Source organism: Streptomyces sp. NPDC024687 (genome assembly GCF_055559055.1).
Map to the genome: position 1 here is coordinate 1186575 of NZ_JBVHLJ010000001.1, position 17003 is coordinate 1203577.

General features: G+C 69.5%; 14 protein-coding genes. 8 read left to right on the forward strand and 6 right to left on the reverse strand.

What is annotated here, in order from left to right; genetic code table 11:
* Positions 1-54 precede the first annotated feature (54 nt).
* The 6 genes from uvrB (at position 55) to ACZ39I_RS05330 (ending at position 7857) form a co-directional block, all read left to right on the forward strand.
* Positions 55-2190, forward strand: coding sequence for an excinuclease ABC subunit UvrB (gene uvrB / locus ACZ39I_RS05305; RefSeq protein WP_467242911.1), 2136 nt, complete (start codon positions 55-57; stop codon positions 2188-2190).
* 133 nt (positions 2191-2323) lie between these two features.
* Positions 2324-2902, forward strand: a complete 579-nt coding sequence (locus tag ACZ39I_RS05310; protein ID WP_403657651.1) for a TerD family protein — start codon at positions 2324-2326, stop codon at positions 2900-2902.
* A 51-nt stretch (positions 2903-2953) separates the two neighbouring features.
* Positions 2954-5050 carry a TerD family protein gene (locus ACZ39I_RS05315; RefSeq protein ID WP_467242912.1) on the forward strand — a complete coding sequence of 699 codons (2097 nt, stop codon included), beginning with the start codon at positions 2954-2956 and terminating at the stop codon, positions 5048-5050.
* 225 nt (positions 5051-5275) lie between these two features.
* Positions 5276-6277, forward strand: a complete 1002-nt coding sequence (locus tag ACZ39I_RS05320) for a TerC/Alx family metal homeostasis membrane protein (RefSeq protein ID WP_467242913.1) — start codon at positions 5276-5278, stop codon at positions 6275-6277.
* 131 nt (positions 6278-6408) lie between these two features.
* On the forward strand, positions 6409-6711 hold the full coding sequence (locus ACZ39I_RS05325; RefSeq protein WP_467242914.1) for a hypothetical protein: 303 nt from the start codon (positions 6409-6411) through the stop codon (positions 6709-6711).
* A gap of 45 nt (positions 6712-6756) precedes the next feature.
* The gene (locus tag ACZ39I_RS05330; protein ID WP_467242915.1) at positions 6757-7857 is read left to right on the forward strand and encodes a calcium:cation antiporter; all 1101 of its coding nucleotides are present in this window, start codon (positions 6757-6759) and stop codon (positions 7855-7857) included.
* A 29-nt stretch (positions 7858-7886) separates the two neighbouring features.
* Here the strand turns inward: ACZ39I_RS05330 and ACZ39I_RS05335 are convergent, their stop codons facing one another.
* Positions 7887-8933, reverse strand: a complete 1047-nt coding sequence (locus ACZ39I_RS05335) for a S66 family peptidase (protein ID WP_467242916.1) — start codon at positions 8931-8933, stop codon at positions 7887-7889.
* A gap of 84 nt (positions 8934-9017) precedes the next feature.
* Here ACZ39I_RS05335 and aroQ point away from each other — a divergent pair, with 84 nt between their 5' ends.
* Complete coding sequence (gene aroQ, locus ACZ39I_RS05340; RefSeq protein WP_467242917.1) at positions 9018-9491, forward strand: type II 3-dehydroquinate dehydratase; 474 nt, start codon at positions 9018-9020, stop codon at positions 9489-9491.
* A 36-nt stretch (positions 9492-9527) separates the two neighbouring features.
* Here the strand turns inward: aroQ and ACZ39I_RS05345 are convergent, their stop codons facing one another.
* From ACZ39I_RS05345 to ACZ39I_RS05365, 5 genes are all read right to left on the reverse strand, one after another.
* Positions 9528-10280, reverse strand: coding sequence for an amino acid ABC transporter ATP-binding protein (locus ACZ39I_RS05345; protein WP_467242918.1), 753 nt, complete (start codon positions 10278-10280; stop codon positions 9528-9530).
* Positions 10277-11170, reverse strand: a complete 894-nt coding sequence (locus ACZ39I_RS05350; protein ID WP_467242919.1) for an amino acid ABC transporter permease — start codon at positions 11168-11170, stop codon at positions 10277-10279. Before ACZ39I_RS05350 ends, ACZ39I_RS05345 begins: the two co-directional genes overlap by 4 nt.
* Complete coding sequence (locus ACZ39I_RS05355; RefSeq protein WP_467242920.1) at positions 11167-12051, reverse strand: ABC transporter substrate-binding protein; 885 nt, start codon at positions 12049-12051, stop codon at positions 11167-11169. Before ACZ39I_RS05355 ends, ACZ39I_RS05350 begins: the two co-directional genes overlap by 4 nt.
* Positions 12052-12351: 300 nt before the next feature.
* Positions 12352-13008 (reverse strand): MBL fold metallo-hydrolase, encoded by a 657-nt coding sequence (locus tag ACZ39I_RS05360; protein ID WP_467242921.1) that lies wholly within the window; start codon positions 13006-13008, stop codon positions 12352-12354.
* 9 nt (positions 13009-13017) lie between these two features.
* Positions 13018-13704 (reverse strand): maleylpyruvate isomerase family mycothiol-dependent enzyme, encoded by a 687-nt coding sequence (locus tag ACZ39I_RS05365; RefSeq protein ID WP_467242922.1) that lies wholly within the window; start codon positions 13702-13704, stop codon positions 13018-13020.
* Positions 13705-13928: 224 nt separating this feature from the next.
* Between ACZ39I_RS05365 and uvrA the strand changes: the two genes are divergently transcribed.
* On the forward strand, positions 13929-16967 hold the full coding sequence (uvrA, locus tag ACZ39I_RS05370) for an excinuclease ABC subunit UvrA (RefSeq protein ID WP_467242923.1): 3039 nt from the start codon (positions 13929-13931) through the stop codon (positions 16965-16967).
* Positions 16968-17003: the final 36 nt, after the last annotated feature.

Here is a 17003-nt window from a genome sequence, read left to right on the forward strand (position 1 = left end):
CCCGGAACCCCTGATCGGGCCGCGTTGTCAGTGGGGAGTCGTACGGTGGACACCATGCGGCCCGTTTCCCACATCGAACGTACGGTGGCGCCTTTCGAGGTCGTCAGCTCCTACCAGCCCAGCGGCGACCAGCCGGCGGCGATCGCCGAGCTGGCCAAGCGCATCGAGGCAGGTGAGAAGGACGTCGTCCTGCTCGGCGCGACCGGCACCGGAAAGTCCGCCACCACCGCCTGGATGATCGAGAAGCTCCAGCGGCCCACCCTGGTGATGGCCCCGAACAAGACGCTGGCCGCCCAGCTGGCGAACGAGTTCCGCGAGCTCCTGCCGAACAACGCCGTCGAGTACTTCGTCTCGTACTACGACTACTACCAGCCCGAGGCCTACGTCCCGCAGTCGGACACCTACATCGAGAAGGACTCCTCGATCAACGAGGAGGTCGAGCGCCTGCGCCACTCGGCGACCAACTCGCTGCTCACCCGCCGCGACGTCATCGTGGTCGCCTCGGTCTCCTGCATCTACGGCCTCGGTACCCCGCAGGAGTACGTGGACCGCATGGTGGCGCTCAAGGTCGGCGACGAGATCGACCGCGACCAGCTGCTGCGCCGCTTCGTCGACATCCAGTACACGCGCAACGACCTGGCCTTCACCCGGGGCACCTTCCGGGTCCGCGGCGACACCATCGAGATCTTCCCGGTCTACGAGGAACTCGCCGTCCGCATCGAGATGTTCGGCGACGAGATCGAGGCACTGTCCACGCTCCACCCGCTCACCGGCGAGATCATCAGCGACGACGACCATCTGTACGTCTTCCCTGCCTCGCACTACGTCGCGGGACCCGAGCGCATGGAGCGGGCCGTCAACGACATCGAGAAGGAGCTCGGGGAGCGCCTGTCCGAGCTCGAGAAGCAGGGCAAGCTCCTGGAGGCCCAGCGCCTGAGGATGCGCACGACGTACGACCTGGAGATGCTCCGCCAGATCGGCTCCTGCTCGGGCGTCGAGAACTACTCGATGCACTTCGACGGCCGCTCGCCCGGTTCCCCGCCGCACACCCTGATCGACTACTTCCCGGACGACTTCCTCCTCGTCATCGACGAGTCGCACGTGACCGTGCCCCAGATCGGCGCGATGTACGAGGGCGACGCCTCCCGCAAGCGCACCCTCGTCGACCACGGCTTCCGCCTCCCGTCGGCCCTGGACAACCGCCCCCTGAAGTGGGAGGAGTTCACGGAGCGCATCGGCCAGACCGTCTACCTGTCGGCGACCCCCGGCAAGTACGAGCTCTCGCGCGGGGACGGCGTCGTCGAGCAGATCATCCGCCCCACCGGCCTGATCGACCCCGAGGTCGTCGTCAAGCCCACCGAGGGCCAGATCGACGACCTGGTGCACGAGATCCGCACCCGCACCGAGAAGGACGAGCGTGTCCTGGTCACCACGCTCACCAAGAAGATGGCCGAGGACCTCACCGACTACTTCCTGGAGCTCGGCATCCAGGTCCGCTATCTGCACAGTGACGTCGACACCCTGCGCCGCGTGGAGCTGCTGCGCGAGCTGCGCTCCGGGGAGTTCGACGTCCTGGTCGGCATCAACCTCCTGAGGGAGGGCCTCGACCTGCCCGAGGTGTCCCTGGTGGCCATCCTCGACGCCGACAAGGAGGGCTTCCTGCGCTCCGGCACCTCCCTGATCCAGACCATCGGCCGCGCCGCGCGCAACGTCTCCGGTCAGGTCCACATGTACGCCGACAAGATCACCCCGGCGATGGAGAAGGCCATCGACGAGACCAACCGCCGCCGGGAGAAGCAGGTCGCGTACAACAAGGAGCGGGGCATCGACCCCCAGCCGCTGCGCAAGAAGATCAACGACATCGTCGCGCAGATCGCCCGCGAGGACGTGGACACCGAGCAGCTGCTCGGTTCCGGCTACCGCAAGGGCAAGGACGGCAAGGCGGCCAAGGCGCCCGTGCCCGCCCTCGGTGGCAAGGCGGCCGGTACCAAGGCCGCCAAGGGCAAGGGCAAGGAGACCGTCCCGACCGACCGTCCCGCGGCCGAACTCGCCGGGCAGATCGAGGAGATGACGGCACGCATGCGTGCCGCCGCCGCCGACCTCCAGTTCGAGATCGCGGCCCGGCTGCGCGACGAGGTCTCCGAGATGAAGAAGGAGCTCCGCCAGATGAAGGAGGCGGGCCTGGCCTGACCGCATCGCGCTGTGTTGCAAGACCGACACAAAGTGCGCTTCAGGGTGCGTCACCGTCAGCGGCCCTGCGTAGGGTTCTGGACAACCGCGGGGGCCGCGGCAACAGGGGACAGCAGCGAGAGGGGTTCGGCGCGTGACCGTCAACATGACCAAGGGTCAGGCCATCAGTCTGCAGAAGAGCGACGGAGGCAGCCTGACCGCGGTGCGCATGGGCCTCGGCTGGCAGGCGGCTCCCCGGCGCGGCCTGTTCGGCTCGCGCACGCGGGAGATCGACCTCGACGCCTCCGCTGTCCTGTTCGCGGACAAGCAGCCCGTCGACGTCGTCTTCTTCCGCCACCTGGTGAGCGACGACGGCTCGGTCAAGCACACCGGTGACAACCTCGTCGGCGGCGTCGGGCAGGGCGGGGACGACGAGGCGATCCTCGTCGACCTGGCCCGCGTCCCGGTCCACGTCGACCAGATCGTCTTCACCGTGAACTCCTTCACGGGCCAGACCTTCCAGGAGGTCCAGGACGCCTTCTGCCGCCTGGTCGACGAGACCAACGGCCAGGAGCTGGCCCGCTACACCCTCGCCGGCGGCGGCGCCTACACCGCCCAGATCATGGCGAAGGTGCACCGGACGGGCGCGGGCTGGACGATGACGGCCCTCGGCACCCCGGCCAACGGCCGGACCTTCCAGGACCTGATGCCGGCGATCCTGCCGCACCTGTAGCCGGCCCGCCGAGCGGCACCGACCGACACCACGTCACAGGGGGAGAAGGCGATGACGGCCGAGCTGGTGCGGGGGCAGAACCATCCGCTCTCCCAGGCCCGACTCGAGATCCGGATCGCGGCCGGTACGCCGGTCGTGGCCGGGGCCACGCTCGGCGACGAGCACGGCACAGTGCACGGCGTGGAGTGGGTCGTCCATCCGGGCGCGCCCACTCTGCCGGGTCTGGAGGTCTCCCGGCAGGCGGCCGCCGACCACCGCCTCGCGGTCGATCTGGGCGCGGTGCCCGAGTCCGTCCACCGGGTCCATGTGCTGCTCGCGCTGCCCGCGGCGGGCGGCCCCGTGCGCTTCGGCGCCGTCGCCGCCCCCTTCGTCGCGGTCACGGGCCTGGACGGCACCGAACTCGCCGGCTACACCATCACCGGACTGGACGCCGAGTCCGCGGTCGTCGCGCTGGAGCTCTACCGCCGCCAGGGCGCCTGGAAGGTGCGCGCCGTGGGGCAGGGCTATGCGGGCGGCCTCTCCGAACTCCTCGCCGACCAGGGCCTGTCCCAGGCCCGGCAGCTCGCCCAGGACATCCACGAGGCGGTGGCCCGGGGCCTGTCCCGCGCGGTGCCGATGCCACCGCCGCTCACGGCGGACGGCGACCGCCCCCGGCAGACGGCCACGCCGACGCCGGGCCCGGACCAGGGCTCGCCCGCGGCCCAGGGCGCCCCCGGTGCCGTACCGCAGCAGCAGCCGCCGTCGCCGTACGGCACCCAGTCACCCGGCACCCCACCGCAGCCGATGTCCCCGCAGGGCGGCCCGGCCGCCGGCACACCGCAGCCCGCCTCTCCCTACGGCACGCAGGGCACCCCCGTGACCGGCGCCTCGCAGCCCGGGTATGTCCAGGGACCCGCGGACACCACCGCCCAGCCGCCCACCGTGGGCGGTCCCATCGACTACAGCCACCCCCGACGGCAGAACACCGCCCCGCCGCCCCCTCCGCCTGCCGCGCCCCCCGCCCAGCCGGGGCAGCCCTCGCGGCCCGTCGCCGGGGACGCGACCGGCTGGTCCATGGAGGAGCGGCTCTACAACCAGGTGTGGGGCATGTTCGAGGACCTGGCCCGCTCCACGGCCGCGTACCGCAGTGCCGTCGACTTCGCCGACTCCCGCATGGAGAAGGAGCTGGACGCCGCCCTCGCCGACCCGCGCAACCGGATCGGCGGACAGGGCGAGGCCGCACGTGAGGCCGCCCGCGCCAAGTACACCCAGCTCGTCGAACTGGCCCGCGCGGCCTACGACCGCGATCTCGGCCAGCTCACGGCCGAGTCCGAGGTCGTCGAACCCGCCCTGCCGCCGGCGTACGCCCGCTGGGACAACCCCGTCTGGCACGGCTACCGGGTGCCGTTCGAGGTGCCCATGGCCGTGCGCCTGGGCGACCTGCATCTGCCCGAGTGCGCCGAGCTGCGCATCCCGATGCTGGTCCGACTGCCGCTGGAACGCGGTCTGTGGATCGACAGCGGAGCCGCCGGATCGCTCGACGGCTCGTTCCTCGACGCCCACGAACTGCACCGCCTCGCCATGGACACGGCCGTGGCGCTCGCGGCCCGGCTCCTCGCCGTCCATCCCGCCGGGGACTACACCCTGCACGTCATCGACCCGGCCGGCTCGGGGGCGCAGGCGCTCGCCCCGCTGGTGGGGACCGGCGTGCTCGCGGCCCCGCCCGCCGTCGGCGCCGCGGGCGTGGCGGACGTCCTGGCCCGTCTCACCGAGCGCGTCGACCTCGTGCAGATGGCGGTGCGCGGCGGCGCGGCCGATTCCCTCCCGCCCGGCCTCGACACCTCCGAACAGCTCCTGATCGTCAACGACTTCCCGCACGGCTTCGACGACCGGGCCGTCACCCAGCTGCGTTACCTCGCGGACGAGGGGCCGTCCGTCGGCGTCCACCTGATGATGGTCGCGGACCGTGAGGAGGCCTCCGCCTACGGCCCCCTCCTCGACCCTCTGTGGCGCTCGCTCATGCGGCTGACTCCCGTGCCCGACGACCACCTCGCCGACCCGTGGGTCGGGCATGCCTGGACCTACGAGCCCGCGCTCCTCCCACCCGGCAGCCAGGTGCTCCAGCAGGTCCTGAACCAGGTCGCCCAGGCGCGCACCAAGTGCACGTAAAGGACGCCCATCAGGGATTTTGACCTTTCTTTTGCCAATCGCTTTACCTTTCCTTGGTGGTTGGGTACGGTTGATGGCACGGAGGGGAGTACTCCCTGTCGACTGCGGCGTACCCGTCAATACGGATCAGGCCTGATCCCGGGGCGCCGGCCCACCGTGGGTGGAAGAGACCTCCGGCAGCGCGACGACGCTGGTTACTTGCCGTTACGTATTGCCGGAGGAACTGTGGACGTTTCCATGACCCTGTGGGTCCTGACGATCGTGGGCCTCGCCGCCCTCATCGCGGTCGATTTCTTCATCGGCCGCAAGCCGCACGACGTGTCCCTCAAGGAAGCGGGCATCTGGACGGTTGTCTGGATCGCCCTGGCCGGCCTCTTCGGGCTCGGTCTGCTCGTCTTCGGCGGGGGCCAGGCCGGCGGAGAGTTCTTCGCGGGCTTCATCACCGAGAAGTCCCTGAGCGTGGACAACCTCTTCGTCTTCGTCCTGATCATGGCGAAGTTCGCGGTGCCCTCGCAGTACCAGCAGCGGGTGCTTCTCGTCGGGGTCCTCATAGCCCTGGTGCTGCGCGCGATCTTCATCGCCGCCGGCGCTGCGATCATCGCCAGCTTCGCCTGGGTGTTCTACATCTTCGGTGCCTTCCTCATCTGGACCGCCTGGAAGCTCATCCAGGAGGCCCGGGCGGACGAGGAGGAAGAGGAGTTCGAGGAGAACAAGCTGCTCAAGGCCGTCGAGCGCAGGTTCGGTGTGGCGGACCGCTATCACGGCACCAAGCTGTGGATCGTGGAGAACGGCAAGCGGGTCATGACCCCGATGCTGGTCGTGATGCTTGCCATCGGCTCTACCGACGTGCTCTTCGCGCTCGACTCGATCCCCGCGATCTTCGGCCTGACCCAGGACCCGTACATCGTCTTCACCGCCAACGCCTTCGCCCTGATGGGTCTGCGCCAGCTGTACTTCCTCATCGGCGGCCTGCTGAAGAAGCTGGTCCACCTCAGCTACGGCCTGTCGATCATCCTGGGCTTCATCGGCGTCAAGCTGGTGCTGCACGCCCTGCACGAGTCGGGGGTCCATGTCCCCGAGATCAGCATCCCGGTCTCGCTCGGGGTGATCTGCTCGGTCCTGATCGTCACCACGATCACCAGTCTGATGGCCACCAGGAAGCAGGCGGCGGCCGAGGCGGCGCAGGCGGAGGACGAAGGCGCTCCGAAGGACAGCATCGAGGCCTGACCACGGCCGACATAGGAAATATCACCACCGGGAGCGATGTGCGGCGAATTGCCGGGTACCGCTCCCGGTGCTTGTTTGGTTCCAGTGCGCGTCCCCCGGCTCGGGGGCGCCGTGGCCGGCTGGAGACACCCATGACGTTCGTGCAGATCATCGGCTTCGAGACCGAGCGCCTGGAGGAGATGCGGCAGGTGCTGCAGGAGGCGGGGCAGCGCAGCGCCGGCCGGACGGGCGGCCCGACCCACAGCATGCTCCTGAAGGACCGGGACAAGCCCAACCACTATCTGGCGGTGCTCGAGTTCGACTCGTACGACGAGGCCATGCGCAACAGCGAGGACCCGGAGACGACCAAACTCGCGGAGCAGGTGGGAGCGCTGAGCATCGGCGAGCGCGTCTACACCAACTGCGACGTCCTGGAGTCGGGTGAAATCAAGTAGCCCCGGCGCGGTGCGGTGCCGGGCGGCCTCTGCGACGATCGCAGCATGATCGCTCGGCTCAGGTCGCTCACCGCGAGCTGGACGTCCGTCGTGCCGGTGCTCGCGGTCGTCCTGCTGGCGTTCACCTGGGGCCGCGATCTGCCCGCAGCGGTCGTCGCGCTCGTGACCCTGGTGCTCGCCGGGGCCGTGCTGGCCGCCGTGCACCACGCCGAGGTGGTCGCCCACCGGGTCGGCGAACCGTTCGGCTCGCTCGTCCTAGCCGTCGCCGTCACGATCATCGAGGTGGCCCTGATCGTCACCCTGATGGCGGACGGCGGTGACAAGAGTTCGACCCTGGCCAGGGACACGGTCTTCGCGGCCGTGATGATCACCTGCAACGGCATCGTCGGTATCAGCCTCCTCGTGGCCTCACTGCGCCACGGCACCGCGGTCTTCAACCCCGAGGGCACCGGAGCCGCCCTCGCCACGGTCGCGACCCTGGCCACGCTGAGCCTGGTGCTGCCGACGTTCACGACGAGCAAGCCCGGCCCGGAGTTCTCCACCACCCAGCTGACCTTCGCCGCGCTGTCCTCGCTGATCCTGTACGGCCTGTTCGTGGCGACCCAGACCGTCCGGCACCGCGACTACTTCCTCCCGATCACCCGCCAGGGCGAGGTGATCACCTCCGAGGACCACGCCGACGCGCCCACCGCCCGCGCCGCACTCATCAGTCTGGGCCTGCTGGGCCTAGCCCTGATCGGGGTGGTCGGTCTGGCCAAGGGCGTCTCGCCGACCATCGAGTCCGGGGTGGCCAGGGCAGGTCTCCCGCATGCCGCCGTCGGCGTGATCATCGCTCTGCTGGTACTACTCCCCGAAACCATCGCCGCCCTGCGCTCCGCGCGCCGCGACCGCGTGCAGACCAGCCTCAACCTCGCCCTCGGCTCCGCCATGGCCAGCATCGGCCTGACCATCCCCGCGGTCGCCCTCGCGTCCGTCTGGCTCTCCGGCCCGCTCGTCCTCGGCCTCGGCTCCACCCACATGGTGCTGCTGGCCCTGACGGTGGTGGTGAGCTCCCTGACGGTGGTTCCGGGGCGGGCCACACCGCTCCAGGGCGGCGTCCACCTGGTCATTTTCGCGGCCTACCTCGAACTGGCGGTCAACCCGTAGCGGGTCGGTCCGGAGCAGGCTCGGCCTGATCAGTACGTGACGGTGATGCGCCGGGCGGGACCGTCGACGCGCACGAGACCGCCGTAGGGGATGACGAGTTGGGGATCGGTGTGGCCGTAGTCCACATCGAAGACGACGGTGGTGTGCGGGGCATAGCTGCGCATGGCCCTCAGTACGGCCTCGCGCTGGTCGGCGGCGTAACGCTCCGCCTCCTCCGGGCTGTTGGGGCGCTCGAAGGACCACGTCTTGGGGCGGCCCCACAGCAGTGCGGAGAACCGCTGGAGGAGCCCGCGCTCGCCCATGTTGCGCAGGGTGCGGAAGACCTCGACGTCGCTCGGCATCTCCTCCGAGGTCTCCAGGAGCAGCACTCCGCCGTCGTACCGACTCAGGTCACGCGCGATCTCGCGGTCGGCCATCAGCAGCCAGCCCAGGATCTCCAGGCAACCGCCCCAGGCCCGGCCCTCCACCACCCGGTCGGGGTTCACCCAGGTCCAGCCGTTGCCAGGACGGGTCTCCGGTTCGGAGCCGAAGGTGGCGGGGTCCGCCCAGTCACGGTCGACGTCCCGCCAGTGGGCGGCGGGAGTCAGTTCGTACGCGCCCGAAGTGAACAGGGCCGCACGCAGGGAGTCGGCGGTCAGCGCGCTCATGGCGACCGGCCGTCCGAGCGCGGTCATCACGGTCGCGCCGTGGTAGCCGACGATGCCGGTGTTGTACAGATAGGCGAGCAGGTTGGTGTTGTCGCTCATCCCGAAGAACGGCTTCGGGTTCGCCCGGATCAACTCCCGGTCCAGGTACGGCAGTACGGTGATCTGGTCGTCACCGCCGATGGACGCCATGACCGCCTTGACGCTCGGGTCGGCGAACGCGGCATGGATGTCGGCGGCACGCTCCTGGGGCGTCGAGCCCATCCTGCGGGTCGACGGATACTCGACCGGCTCCAACCCGTACTCCTTGCGCAGCCGCTCGAGCCCGAGCTCGTAGGGGCGCGGGAAGAGCCCCGGCAGGCCTGCGCCGGGGGAGATGACGGCTATCCGGTCGCCGGGTACGGGCTTGGGCGGGTACGAGATCGTCGTCATGCCCGGAGGCTACGGGCCGCACCGCGCGCGGCGCACCGTGATAAACCGGGTCCGAGCAGCCCGCTGTCACCGACCGGAGGAACCGTGCCCCGCACCCTGGCCAACGCCCCGATCATGGTCCTCAACGGCCCCAACCTGAACCTGCTGGGCCAGCGGCAGCCGGAGATCTACGGCAAGGACACCCTCGCCGACGTCGAGGCCCTGTGCGCCAAGGCGGCGGCCGCGCACGGCGGCACCGTGGACTTCCGGCAGTCCAACCACGAAGGCGAACTGGTCGACTGGATCCACGAGGCGCGGCTGAACCACTGCGGGATCGTCATCAACCCCGGCGCCTACTCGCACACGTCGGTCGCGATCCTGGACGCGCTCAACACCTGTGACGGGCTGCCGGTGCTGGAGGTGCACATCTCCAACATCCACCGGCGCGAGTCCTTCCGGCACCACTCCTACGTCTCGCTGCGGGCGGACGGGGTCATCGCAGGATGCGGGGTGCAGGGATACGTGTTCGGCGTGGAGCGGGTCGCGGCACTGGTGGGACCGGCACGGGCCGAGGCGTAGGGGGCTGTAAGACCCGCTCGCAATGACGAGCACCCCTTACAACCGCCCCGCCTCCACGATCCGCCGCAGGAAGCGCTGGGTGCGCTCCTGCTGCGGGTCGCCGAAGATCTGCGCGGCGGTCCCGCGCTCCAACACCACACCCGAGCCCAGAAAACACACCTGGTCGGCGACCTCGCGCGCGAAGCCCATCTCGTGCGTGGCCAGCATCATGGTCATCCCGTCGCCCTTCAGGTCGCGCACGACGTTCAGGACCTCGCCCACCAACTCCGGGTCGAGGGCCGCGGTGATCTCGTCGAGCAGCAACAGACGCGGACGTACGGCGAGGGCGCGCACGATCGCCACCCGCTGCTGCTGACCACCGCTGAGCCGGTCCGGGTACTCGCCGGCCCTGCCGGCCAGCCCGAGCCGCTCCAGGAGCTCACGGGCGTGCTCCTCGGCCTCCGCGCGGGCCACCCCGTGCACCCGGCGCGGGGCCAGCGTGATGTTCTCCAGCACCGTCATGTGCGGAAAGAGGTTGTACGCCTGGAAGACCACGCCGATACGGCGCCGCACCGCGTCCTGGTCGGCGCGCGGATCGGTGATCTCCTCGCCGTCCAGCCAGATGGCGCCGTCGTCGATCTCCTCCAGGAGGTTGGCGCAGCGCAGCAGGGTCGACTTGCCGGAGCCGGAGGCACCGATCAGCGCGGTCACCGTGTGCGGGGCGACCTCCAGGTCGACGTCCCGCAGCACGACCGTGTCGCCGAAGGTCTTGCGGACGGACTCCATCCGCAGCACCGGTGCGTCGCTCATGTGGTACCTCCCTGGGCCCGCTGACGGTCCATCCGTGCCGTCACCCAGTCCGTGAAGCGGGTCATCGGGATGGTCAGCGCCACGAACACCAGGCCCGCGACGATGTACGGCGTGTAGTTGAGGCTCCGGCCGACGATGATGTCGGCGGCCCGTACGGCGTCGATCGCGCCCCCGATCGACACGAGACCGGTGTCCTTCTGGAGGGACACCAGGTCGTTCAGCAGGGGCGGCACCTGGCGGCGCACCGCCTGTGGCAGCACCACGTACCGCAGGGCCTGCCGGTTGGAGAGCCCGAGCGAACGGGCCGCGGCGCGCTGCGAGGGGTGCACCGACTCGATGCCGGCGCGGAACACCTCGGCCACGTACGCCGAATACGTCAACGTGAGGGCCGTACCGCCCAGCAGCACCGGGTCGACCGTGACCCCCTGGAGCCGCAGCGCCGGGACCCCCAGGACGACGATCATGAGGTTGATGATGAGCGGAAGCCCGCGGAAGAAGTCCGTGTAGGCGGCGGCCAGGAAGCGCAGCGGGAAGAAGACCGGGCCGCGCAGTGTGCGCGCGATGGCGATCAGCATGCCGAGCACCAGCACGGCGACACCGCAGATCAGCAGCAGCCGGACGTTCAGCCACAGCCCTTCGAGGACCTTGGGGAACGCCTCGCGCGCGTACTGCCCGCTGAAGAACGTCTCCTTGGTGCGCGGCCAGCCCGGCGCGTTGACGACGACCAGGTAGAGGACGACGGCGGTGACCAGCGTCGAGACCGCGGCGATCGCCGTCGCGCGGCGGGCGCGGGTGCGCTTGAGACGCTCCCGCTCGATCCGCCGCTGCGACGGCGCGTAGGAGCCACCGGCGGCGCCTTCCTGGCCGGCCTCGTCCTTCGTGAGCGTCACTTGAGCACCGGTGCGTCGACGGCGTCCGACAGCCACTCCTGCTCCAGCTCGGCGAGCGTGCCGTTCTTGCGCAGGGCGTCCACGGCGCCGGTCACGCAGGAGGTGAGGGCACTGCCCTTGTCGAGCACGAGGCCGAACTGCTCCGGCGTGCCGCCCTGGTTCTCGAACTGCCCGACGATCGTGCCGTCCGTCACCTCGGCCGCAGTGATGTAGAAGGCGGTCGGAAGGTCGACGACGATGGCGTCCACCTGCTTGTTCTCCAGCGCGGACTTGGCCTGGTCGTTCTTGGCGTACGCGGCGGCCTGCTGCGTCGGCTGCACCACGTCCTCGATGTAGTCGAGGCTCGTGGTGCCGACCTGGGCGCCCAGCTTGAGGCCCTTCAGGTCCGCGATGCTCGTCGCCTTGGCGGCCTTGGTGCCCTTGAGCGCGATGACGGCCTGGCGCACGTCGTAATAGCCGGAGGAGAAGTCCACGGCCTTCCTGCGCTCGGCGCTGATCGACACCTGGTTGATGTCGAAGTCGAAGGTCTTCTCCCCGGGCGCGAAGGCCTTGTTGAAGGGGACGCTCTGCCAGACGACGGCGCTCTTGTCGTAGCCGAGCTGCTTCGCCACCGCGTACGCGACCGCCGACTCGAAGCCCTTGCCGTTCGCGGGCTTGTCGTCCTTGAACCATGGCTCGTACGCCGGCTCGTCGGTCGCGATCGTCAGCTTGCCGGAGGTCTGGGTGGCCAGCTTGCCCGGGGCGCAGGTGGTTCCGGTCGACCCCGAGGCCTGGGCGGTCGCGTCGTCGTCAGGCTGCGGAGCACAGCCGACGGCGGTGGCGAGCAGGGCAATGGATGCCGCGGCGACGGCGCTGCGCAGTGCGCGGGGGGCAGGGTGCATGGCGGGAGAGTGACAGTCCACTGTCCCGTTTGTCGAGGTCACGACGGCAATAGTCCGCATATTGGGAACGGGTGTTGCATTTTTGTGAACTGTTTCCAGACAGGGTGCCGGGCCGCCGGTCGAGGGCGGGGATGAAAGACCGGCGGCCCATACCGCGCAGGAGCCGTCATCCTGTGCGGGGCTGCTTCCAGTTGACTGCGCAACCATGTGCGCCGGGAGCGCGTGTGTGACACCGGCGTGTGTGAAGAGTTCACACGGGGCGCGTGCGAAGGGGCATGCGCGGGGCGCATGTCCAGGAGTTCACCACCCCCGTGCGCGCCACTCCGGCAACTGCGGCCGCTCCGCCCCCAGCGTGGTGTCGTTCCCGTGTCCCGGGTACACCCAGGTCTCGTCCGGCAGCACGTCGAAGAGCTTCGTCTCGACGTCGTGGATCAGGCTGGCGAACGCCTCGGGATCCTTGCGGGTGTTGCCCACGCCTCCCGGGAACAGGCAGTCCCCGGTGAACACATGGGGATGTCCGTGCGGGTCGTCGTAGACGAGGGCGATCGAGCCTGGCGTGTGGCCGACCAGGTGGCGCGCGGTCAACTCGACGTGCCCCACGCGGATGACGTCGCCGTCGTCGACCAGCACGTCGGTGGGGACGGGGATGCCGTCGGCGTCGTCCCGGCCCGCGTACGTACGCGCGTGGGTGGCCGCGACGACCGCCGCGAGCGCCTGCCAGTGGTCGCCGTGCTGGTGGGTGGTGACGACGGACGCGATGCCGTCGTCACCGATCGTGCCCAGCAGGGTGTCCGCGTCGTTGGCGGCGTCGATCAGCAGTTGCTCGTCGGTGGCCCGGCAGCGCAGCAGATAGGCGTTGTTGTCCATCGGGCCGACCGCGATCTTGGTGATCATCAGGTCCTTGAGCTCGTGCACGTCGGCGGGCCCGCCGACCGTCACCTGTCCGCTGTACGTCATGGCGGCAGCCTATAGCGGGGGCAGCGAGGGGAGGGTGCCGCCGTGAACGGTCAGTGCCGAGCCGTCGCGGCGGCCGGCGAGCCAGCCGAGCAGGTCGGCCTGGCGGCCGGTGACGACGAGCGCGGGATCACCGGCGCCGCCCGTCGGGATCCTGCGGCCGTCGTCCTCCTGGATGAAGAGCGCGGGTACCTCGGGATGACCCCGGAACCGCTCCGTCAGGAAGTTGATCTCGCGTTGCGTGAACTCCTCCGAGAGGTCCTCCAGCTCGTACCCGATCCCGAGGTCCACGTGATGCAGCTCCACCTCGACCCACCGCCGGAACGGCACCCGCGACGCCGAGTCGGTGACCCCGTTGCGCAGCTCCACCGTCCGCGACCAGTCCGCAGGTGCTGCCGCGACCTCGTCGAAGCGGGCGGCGCTCGCGCGGAGGTCGGTGAGCTGGGCGTCGAGGAGGCGCGGGGCGTCGCGCTCGATGTCGGCGTCGCGCGCTTCCGCGGAGGGGTACATGGGCTGCCCGCGCAGAACGTTCACCAGGGCGTCGGCATTGCGGGAGAGGTGCGCGAGGACATGGCCGCGGCTCCAGCCCGGCAGCCGTGACGACTGCGTCACGGCCGCGTTGTCCATGGTGGCGGCTGCGGTCAGCAGCCGGTCGGTCGCACCACGTACAGACTCCAGGTCATGAGCGTGATCAATCATGCTGCTGACCCTAGCTCCGCCACACCTTTGGGTGAAGGTGGTGAAGCTGTGCCGTAAATCGAATGCACGTGCTATATGGTCGGATGCGGCGTCGGGCATGCTGGAAGGCCGGGGATTGTTATGCAACCGGGAATCCGACCGGCGTTGTCAGTGGCTCCCCCTAGTCTGAAGAAGCACGGGGGCCCCGCCCCTGTCACTTCTCTCAAAGAAAGGTGCGGACCGGCGTGGCCGACCGTCTCATCGTCCGTGGCGCGCGCGAGCACAACCTGAAGAACGTCTCGCTCGATCTGCCTCGCGACTCGCTCATCGTCTTCACGGGCCTGTCCGGGTCGGGCAAGTCCTCCCTGGCCTTCGACACCATCTTCGCCGAGGGCCAGCGGCGCTACGTGGAGTCGCTCTCCTCGTACGCCCGCCAGTTCCTCGGGCAGATGGACAAGCCCGACGTCGACTTCATCGAGGGCCTCTCGCCCGCGGTCTCCATCGACCAGAAGTCGACCTCGCGCAATCCGCGCTCGACGGTCGGCACCATCACCGAGGTCTACGACTACCTACGTCTGCTCTTCGCGCGCATCGGCAAGCCGCACTGCCCCGAGTGCGGCCGCCCGATCTCGCGCCAGTCGCCGCAGGCCATCGTGGACCGGGTCCTGGAGCTGCCGGAGGGCAGCCGCTTCCAGGTGCTCTCGCCGCTGGTGCGGGAGCGCAAGGGAGAGTTCGTCGACCTCTTCGCCGATCTCCAGACCAAGGGTTACAGCCGCGCGCGGGTGGACGGCGAGACCGTCCAGCTCTCCAACCCGCCCACGCTGAAGAAGCAGGAGAAGCACACCATCGAGGTGGTCATCGACCGCCTCACGGTGAAGGAGTCCGCCAAGCGCCGTCTCACCGACTCGGTGGAGACCGCCCTCGGGCTGTCCGGCGGCATGGTCGTGCTCGACTTCGTCGACCTCCCCGAGGACGACCCCGAGCGCGAGCGCATGTTCTCGGAGCACCTGTACTGCACGTACGACGACCTGTCCTTCGAGGAGCTGGAGCCCCGTTCCTTCTCCTTCAACTCGCCCTTCGGCGCCTGCCCCGACTGCTCCGGCATCGGCACGCGCATGGAAGTCGACCCCGAGCTGATCATCCCTGACGAGGACAAGTCCCTCGACGAGGGCGCCATCCACCCCTGGTCGCACGGGCACACCAAGGACTACTTCGGCCGTCTGATCGGCGCCCTCGCGGACGCGCTGGGCTTCCGGACGGACATCCCCTTCGCCGGGCTGCCCCAGCGCGCCAAGAAGGCCCTGCTCCACGGTCACAAGACGCAGATCGAGGTCCGCTACCGCAACCGGTACGGCCGCGAGCGGGTCTACACGACCCCCTTCGAAGGGGCCGTCCCCTTCGTCAAGCGCCGGCACAGCGAGTCCGAGAGCGACGCCAGCCGCGAGCGCTTCGAGGGCTACATGCGCGAGGTGCCCTGTCCCACCTGTGAGGGCACGCGTCTGAAGCCGCTCGTCCTCGCGGTCACCGTCATGGGCAAGTCGATCGCCGAGGTCTCCGGCATGTCCATCAGCGACTGCGCGGACTTCCTGGGTGAGCTGAAGCTCAGCGCCCGTGACAAGAAGATCGCCGAGCGGGTGCTGAAGGAGGTCAACGAGCGGCTGAAGTTCCTGGTCGACGTCGGCCTGGACTACCTCTCGCTGAACCGCGCGGCCGGCACCCTCTCCGGCGGCGAGGCCCAGCGCATCCGCCTGGCCACCCAGATCGGCTCAGGACTCGTCGGCGTCCTGTACGTCCTCGACGAGCCGTCCATCGGTCTGCACCAGCGCGACAACCACCGCCTCATCGAGACCCTGGTCCGGCTGCGCGACATGGGCAACACCCTCATCGTCGTCGAGCACGACGAGGACACCATCAAGGTCGCCGACTGGATCGTCGACATCGGCCCCGGCGCGGGCGAGCACGGCGGCAAGGTCGTGCACAGCGGCTCCCTGAAGGAGCTGCTCGCCAACGCCGAGTCGGAGACGGGGCAGTACCTGTCGGGCAAGAAGGCCATCCCGCTGCCGCACATCCGGCGGCCCCTGGACCCGTCCCGGCAGCTCACCGTGCACGGGGCCCGCGAGAACAACCTGCAGGACATCGACGTGTCCTTCCCGCTGGGCGTGTTCACCGCGGTCACCGGCGTCTCGGGCTCCGGAAAGTCGACCCTGGTCAACGACATCCTGTACACGCACCTGGCGCGCGAGCTCAACGGCGCGAGGAGCGTCCCGGGCCGGCACACGCGCGTGGACGGCGACGACCTCGTCGACAAGGTCGTGCACGTGGACCAGTCGCCCATCGGCCGCACCCCGCGATCGAACCCGGCGACGTACACCGGCGTCTTCGACCACGTCCGCAAGCTGTTCGCCGAGACCACCGAGGCGAAGGTCCGCGGCTACATGCCCGGCCGCTTCTCCTTCAACGTCAAGGGCGGCCGCTGCGAGAACTGCGCGGGCGACGGCACCATCAAGATCGAGATGAACTTCCTCCCGGACGTCTACGTCCCGTGCGAGGTCTGCCACGGTGCCCGGTACAACCGGGAGACCCTGGAGGTCCACTACAAGGGCAAGTCCATCGCCGACGTCCTGAACATGCCGATCGAGGAGGCCACGGAGTTCTTCGAGGCCGTCCCCGCGATCGCCCGCCACCTCAACACCCTCAAGGACGTCGGCCTCGGCTACGTCCGGCTCGGCCAGGCCGCGACCACCCTGTCCGGTGGCGAGGCCCAGCGCGTGAAGCTCGCCAGCGAGCTCCAGAAGCGGTCCACCGGCCGTACCGTCTACGTCCTGGACGAGCCGACCACAGGTCTGCACTTCGAGGACATCAGCAAGCTGCTGAAGGTCCTGTCCGGCCTGGTCGACAAGGGCAACACCGTCATCGTCATCGAGCACAACCTCGATGTGATCAAGACAGCCGACTGGGTCGTCGACATGGGCCCCGAGGGCGGCGCGGGCGGCGGTCTCGTCGTCGCCGAGGGCACGCCGGAGGAGGTCGCCGGAGTCCCGGCCAGCCACACCGGCAAATTCCTCAGGGAGATCCTCGGCGCCGACCGGATCAGCGACGGGACCTCGGTGAAGGCCCCGCGCAAGGCACCGGCCAGGAAGACGGCCGCGGCGAAGAAGACGGTCGCCGCCAAGTCCACAGCGAAGAAGACGGCGACGGCCAGGACGACGGCGACCAAGAAGGCCGCCGAAGCCACCAAGAAGGCCACGCCGGCCAAGAAGACGACCCGGGCCCGCAAGGCCTGAGCCGCCCGGGCGGCGAGCCCGAGCACATCTGGAACA

What these genes read in the sequence shown, in the direction of transcription:
- ACZ39I_RS05330 (WP_467242915.1), top strand. Translation starts at nt 6,757, where the DNA reads ATGATCGCTCGGCTCAGGTCGCTCACCGCGAGCTGGACGTCCGTCGTG.
- ACZ39I_RS05315 (WP_467242912.1), top strand. Translation starts at nt 2,954, where the DNA reads ATGACGGCCGAGCTGGTGCGGGGGCAGAACCATCCGCTCTCCCAGGCC.
- ACZ39I_RS05360 (WP_467242921.1), bottom strand. Translation starts at nt 13,008, where the DNA reads ATGACGTACAGCGGACAGGTGACGGTCGGCGGGCCCGCCGACGTGCAC.
- ACZ39I_RS05335 (WP_467242916.1), bottom strand. Translation starts at nt 8,933, where the DNA reads ATGACGACGATCTCGTACCCGCCCAAGCCCGTACCCGGCGACCGGATA.
- ACZ39I_RS05365 (WP_467242922.1), bottom strand. Translation starts at nt 13,704, where the DNA reads ATGATTGATCACGCTCATGACCTGGAGTCTGTACGTGGTGCGACCGAC.
- uvrB (WP_467242911.1), top strand. Translation starts at nt 55, where the DNA reads ATGCGGCCCGTTTCCCACATCGAACGTACGGTGGCGCCTTTCGAGGTC.
- ACZ39I_RS05355 (WP_467242920.1), bottom strand. Translation starts at nt 12,051, where the DNA reads ATGCACCCTGCCCCCCGCGCACTGCGCAGCGCCGTCGCCGCGGCATCC.
- ACZ39I_RS05345 (WP_467242918.1), bottom strand. Translation starts at nt 10,280, where the DNA reads ATGAGCGACGCACCGGTGCTGCGGATGGAGTCCGTCCGCAAGACCTTC.
- ACZ39I_RS05325 (WP_467242914.1), top strand. Translation starts at nt 6,409, where the DNA reads ATGACGTTCGTGCAGATCATCGGCTTCGAGACCGAGCGCCTGGAGGAG.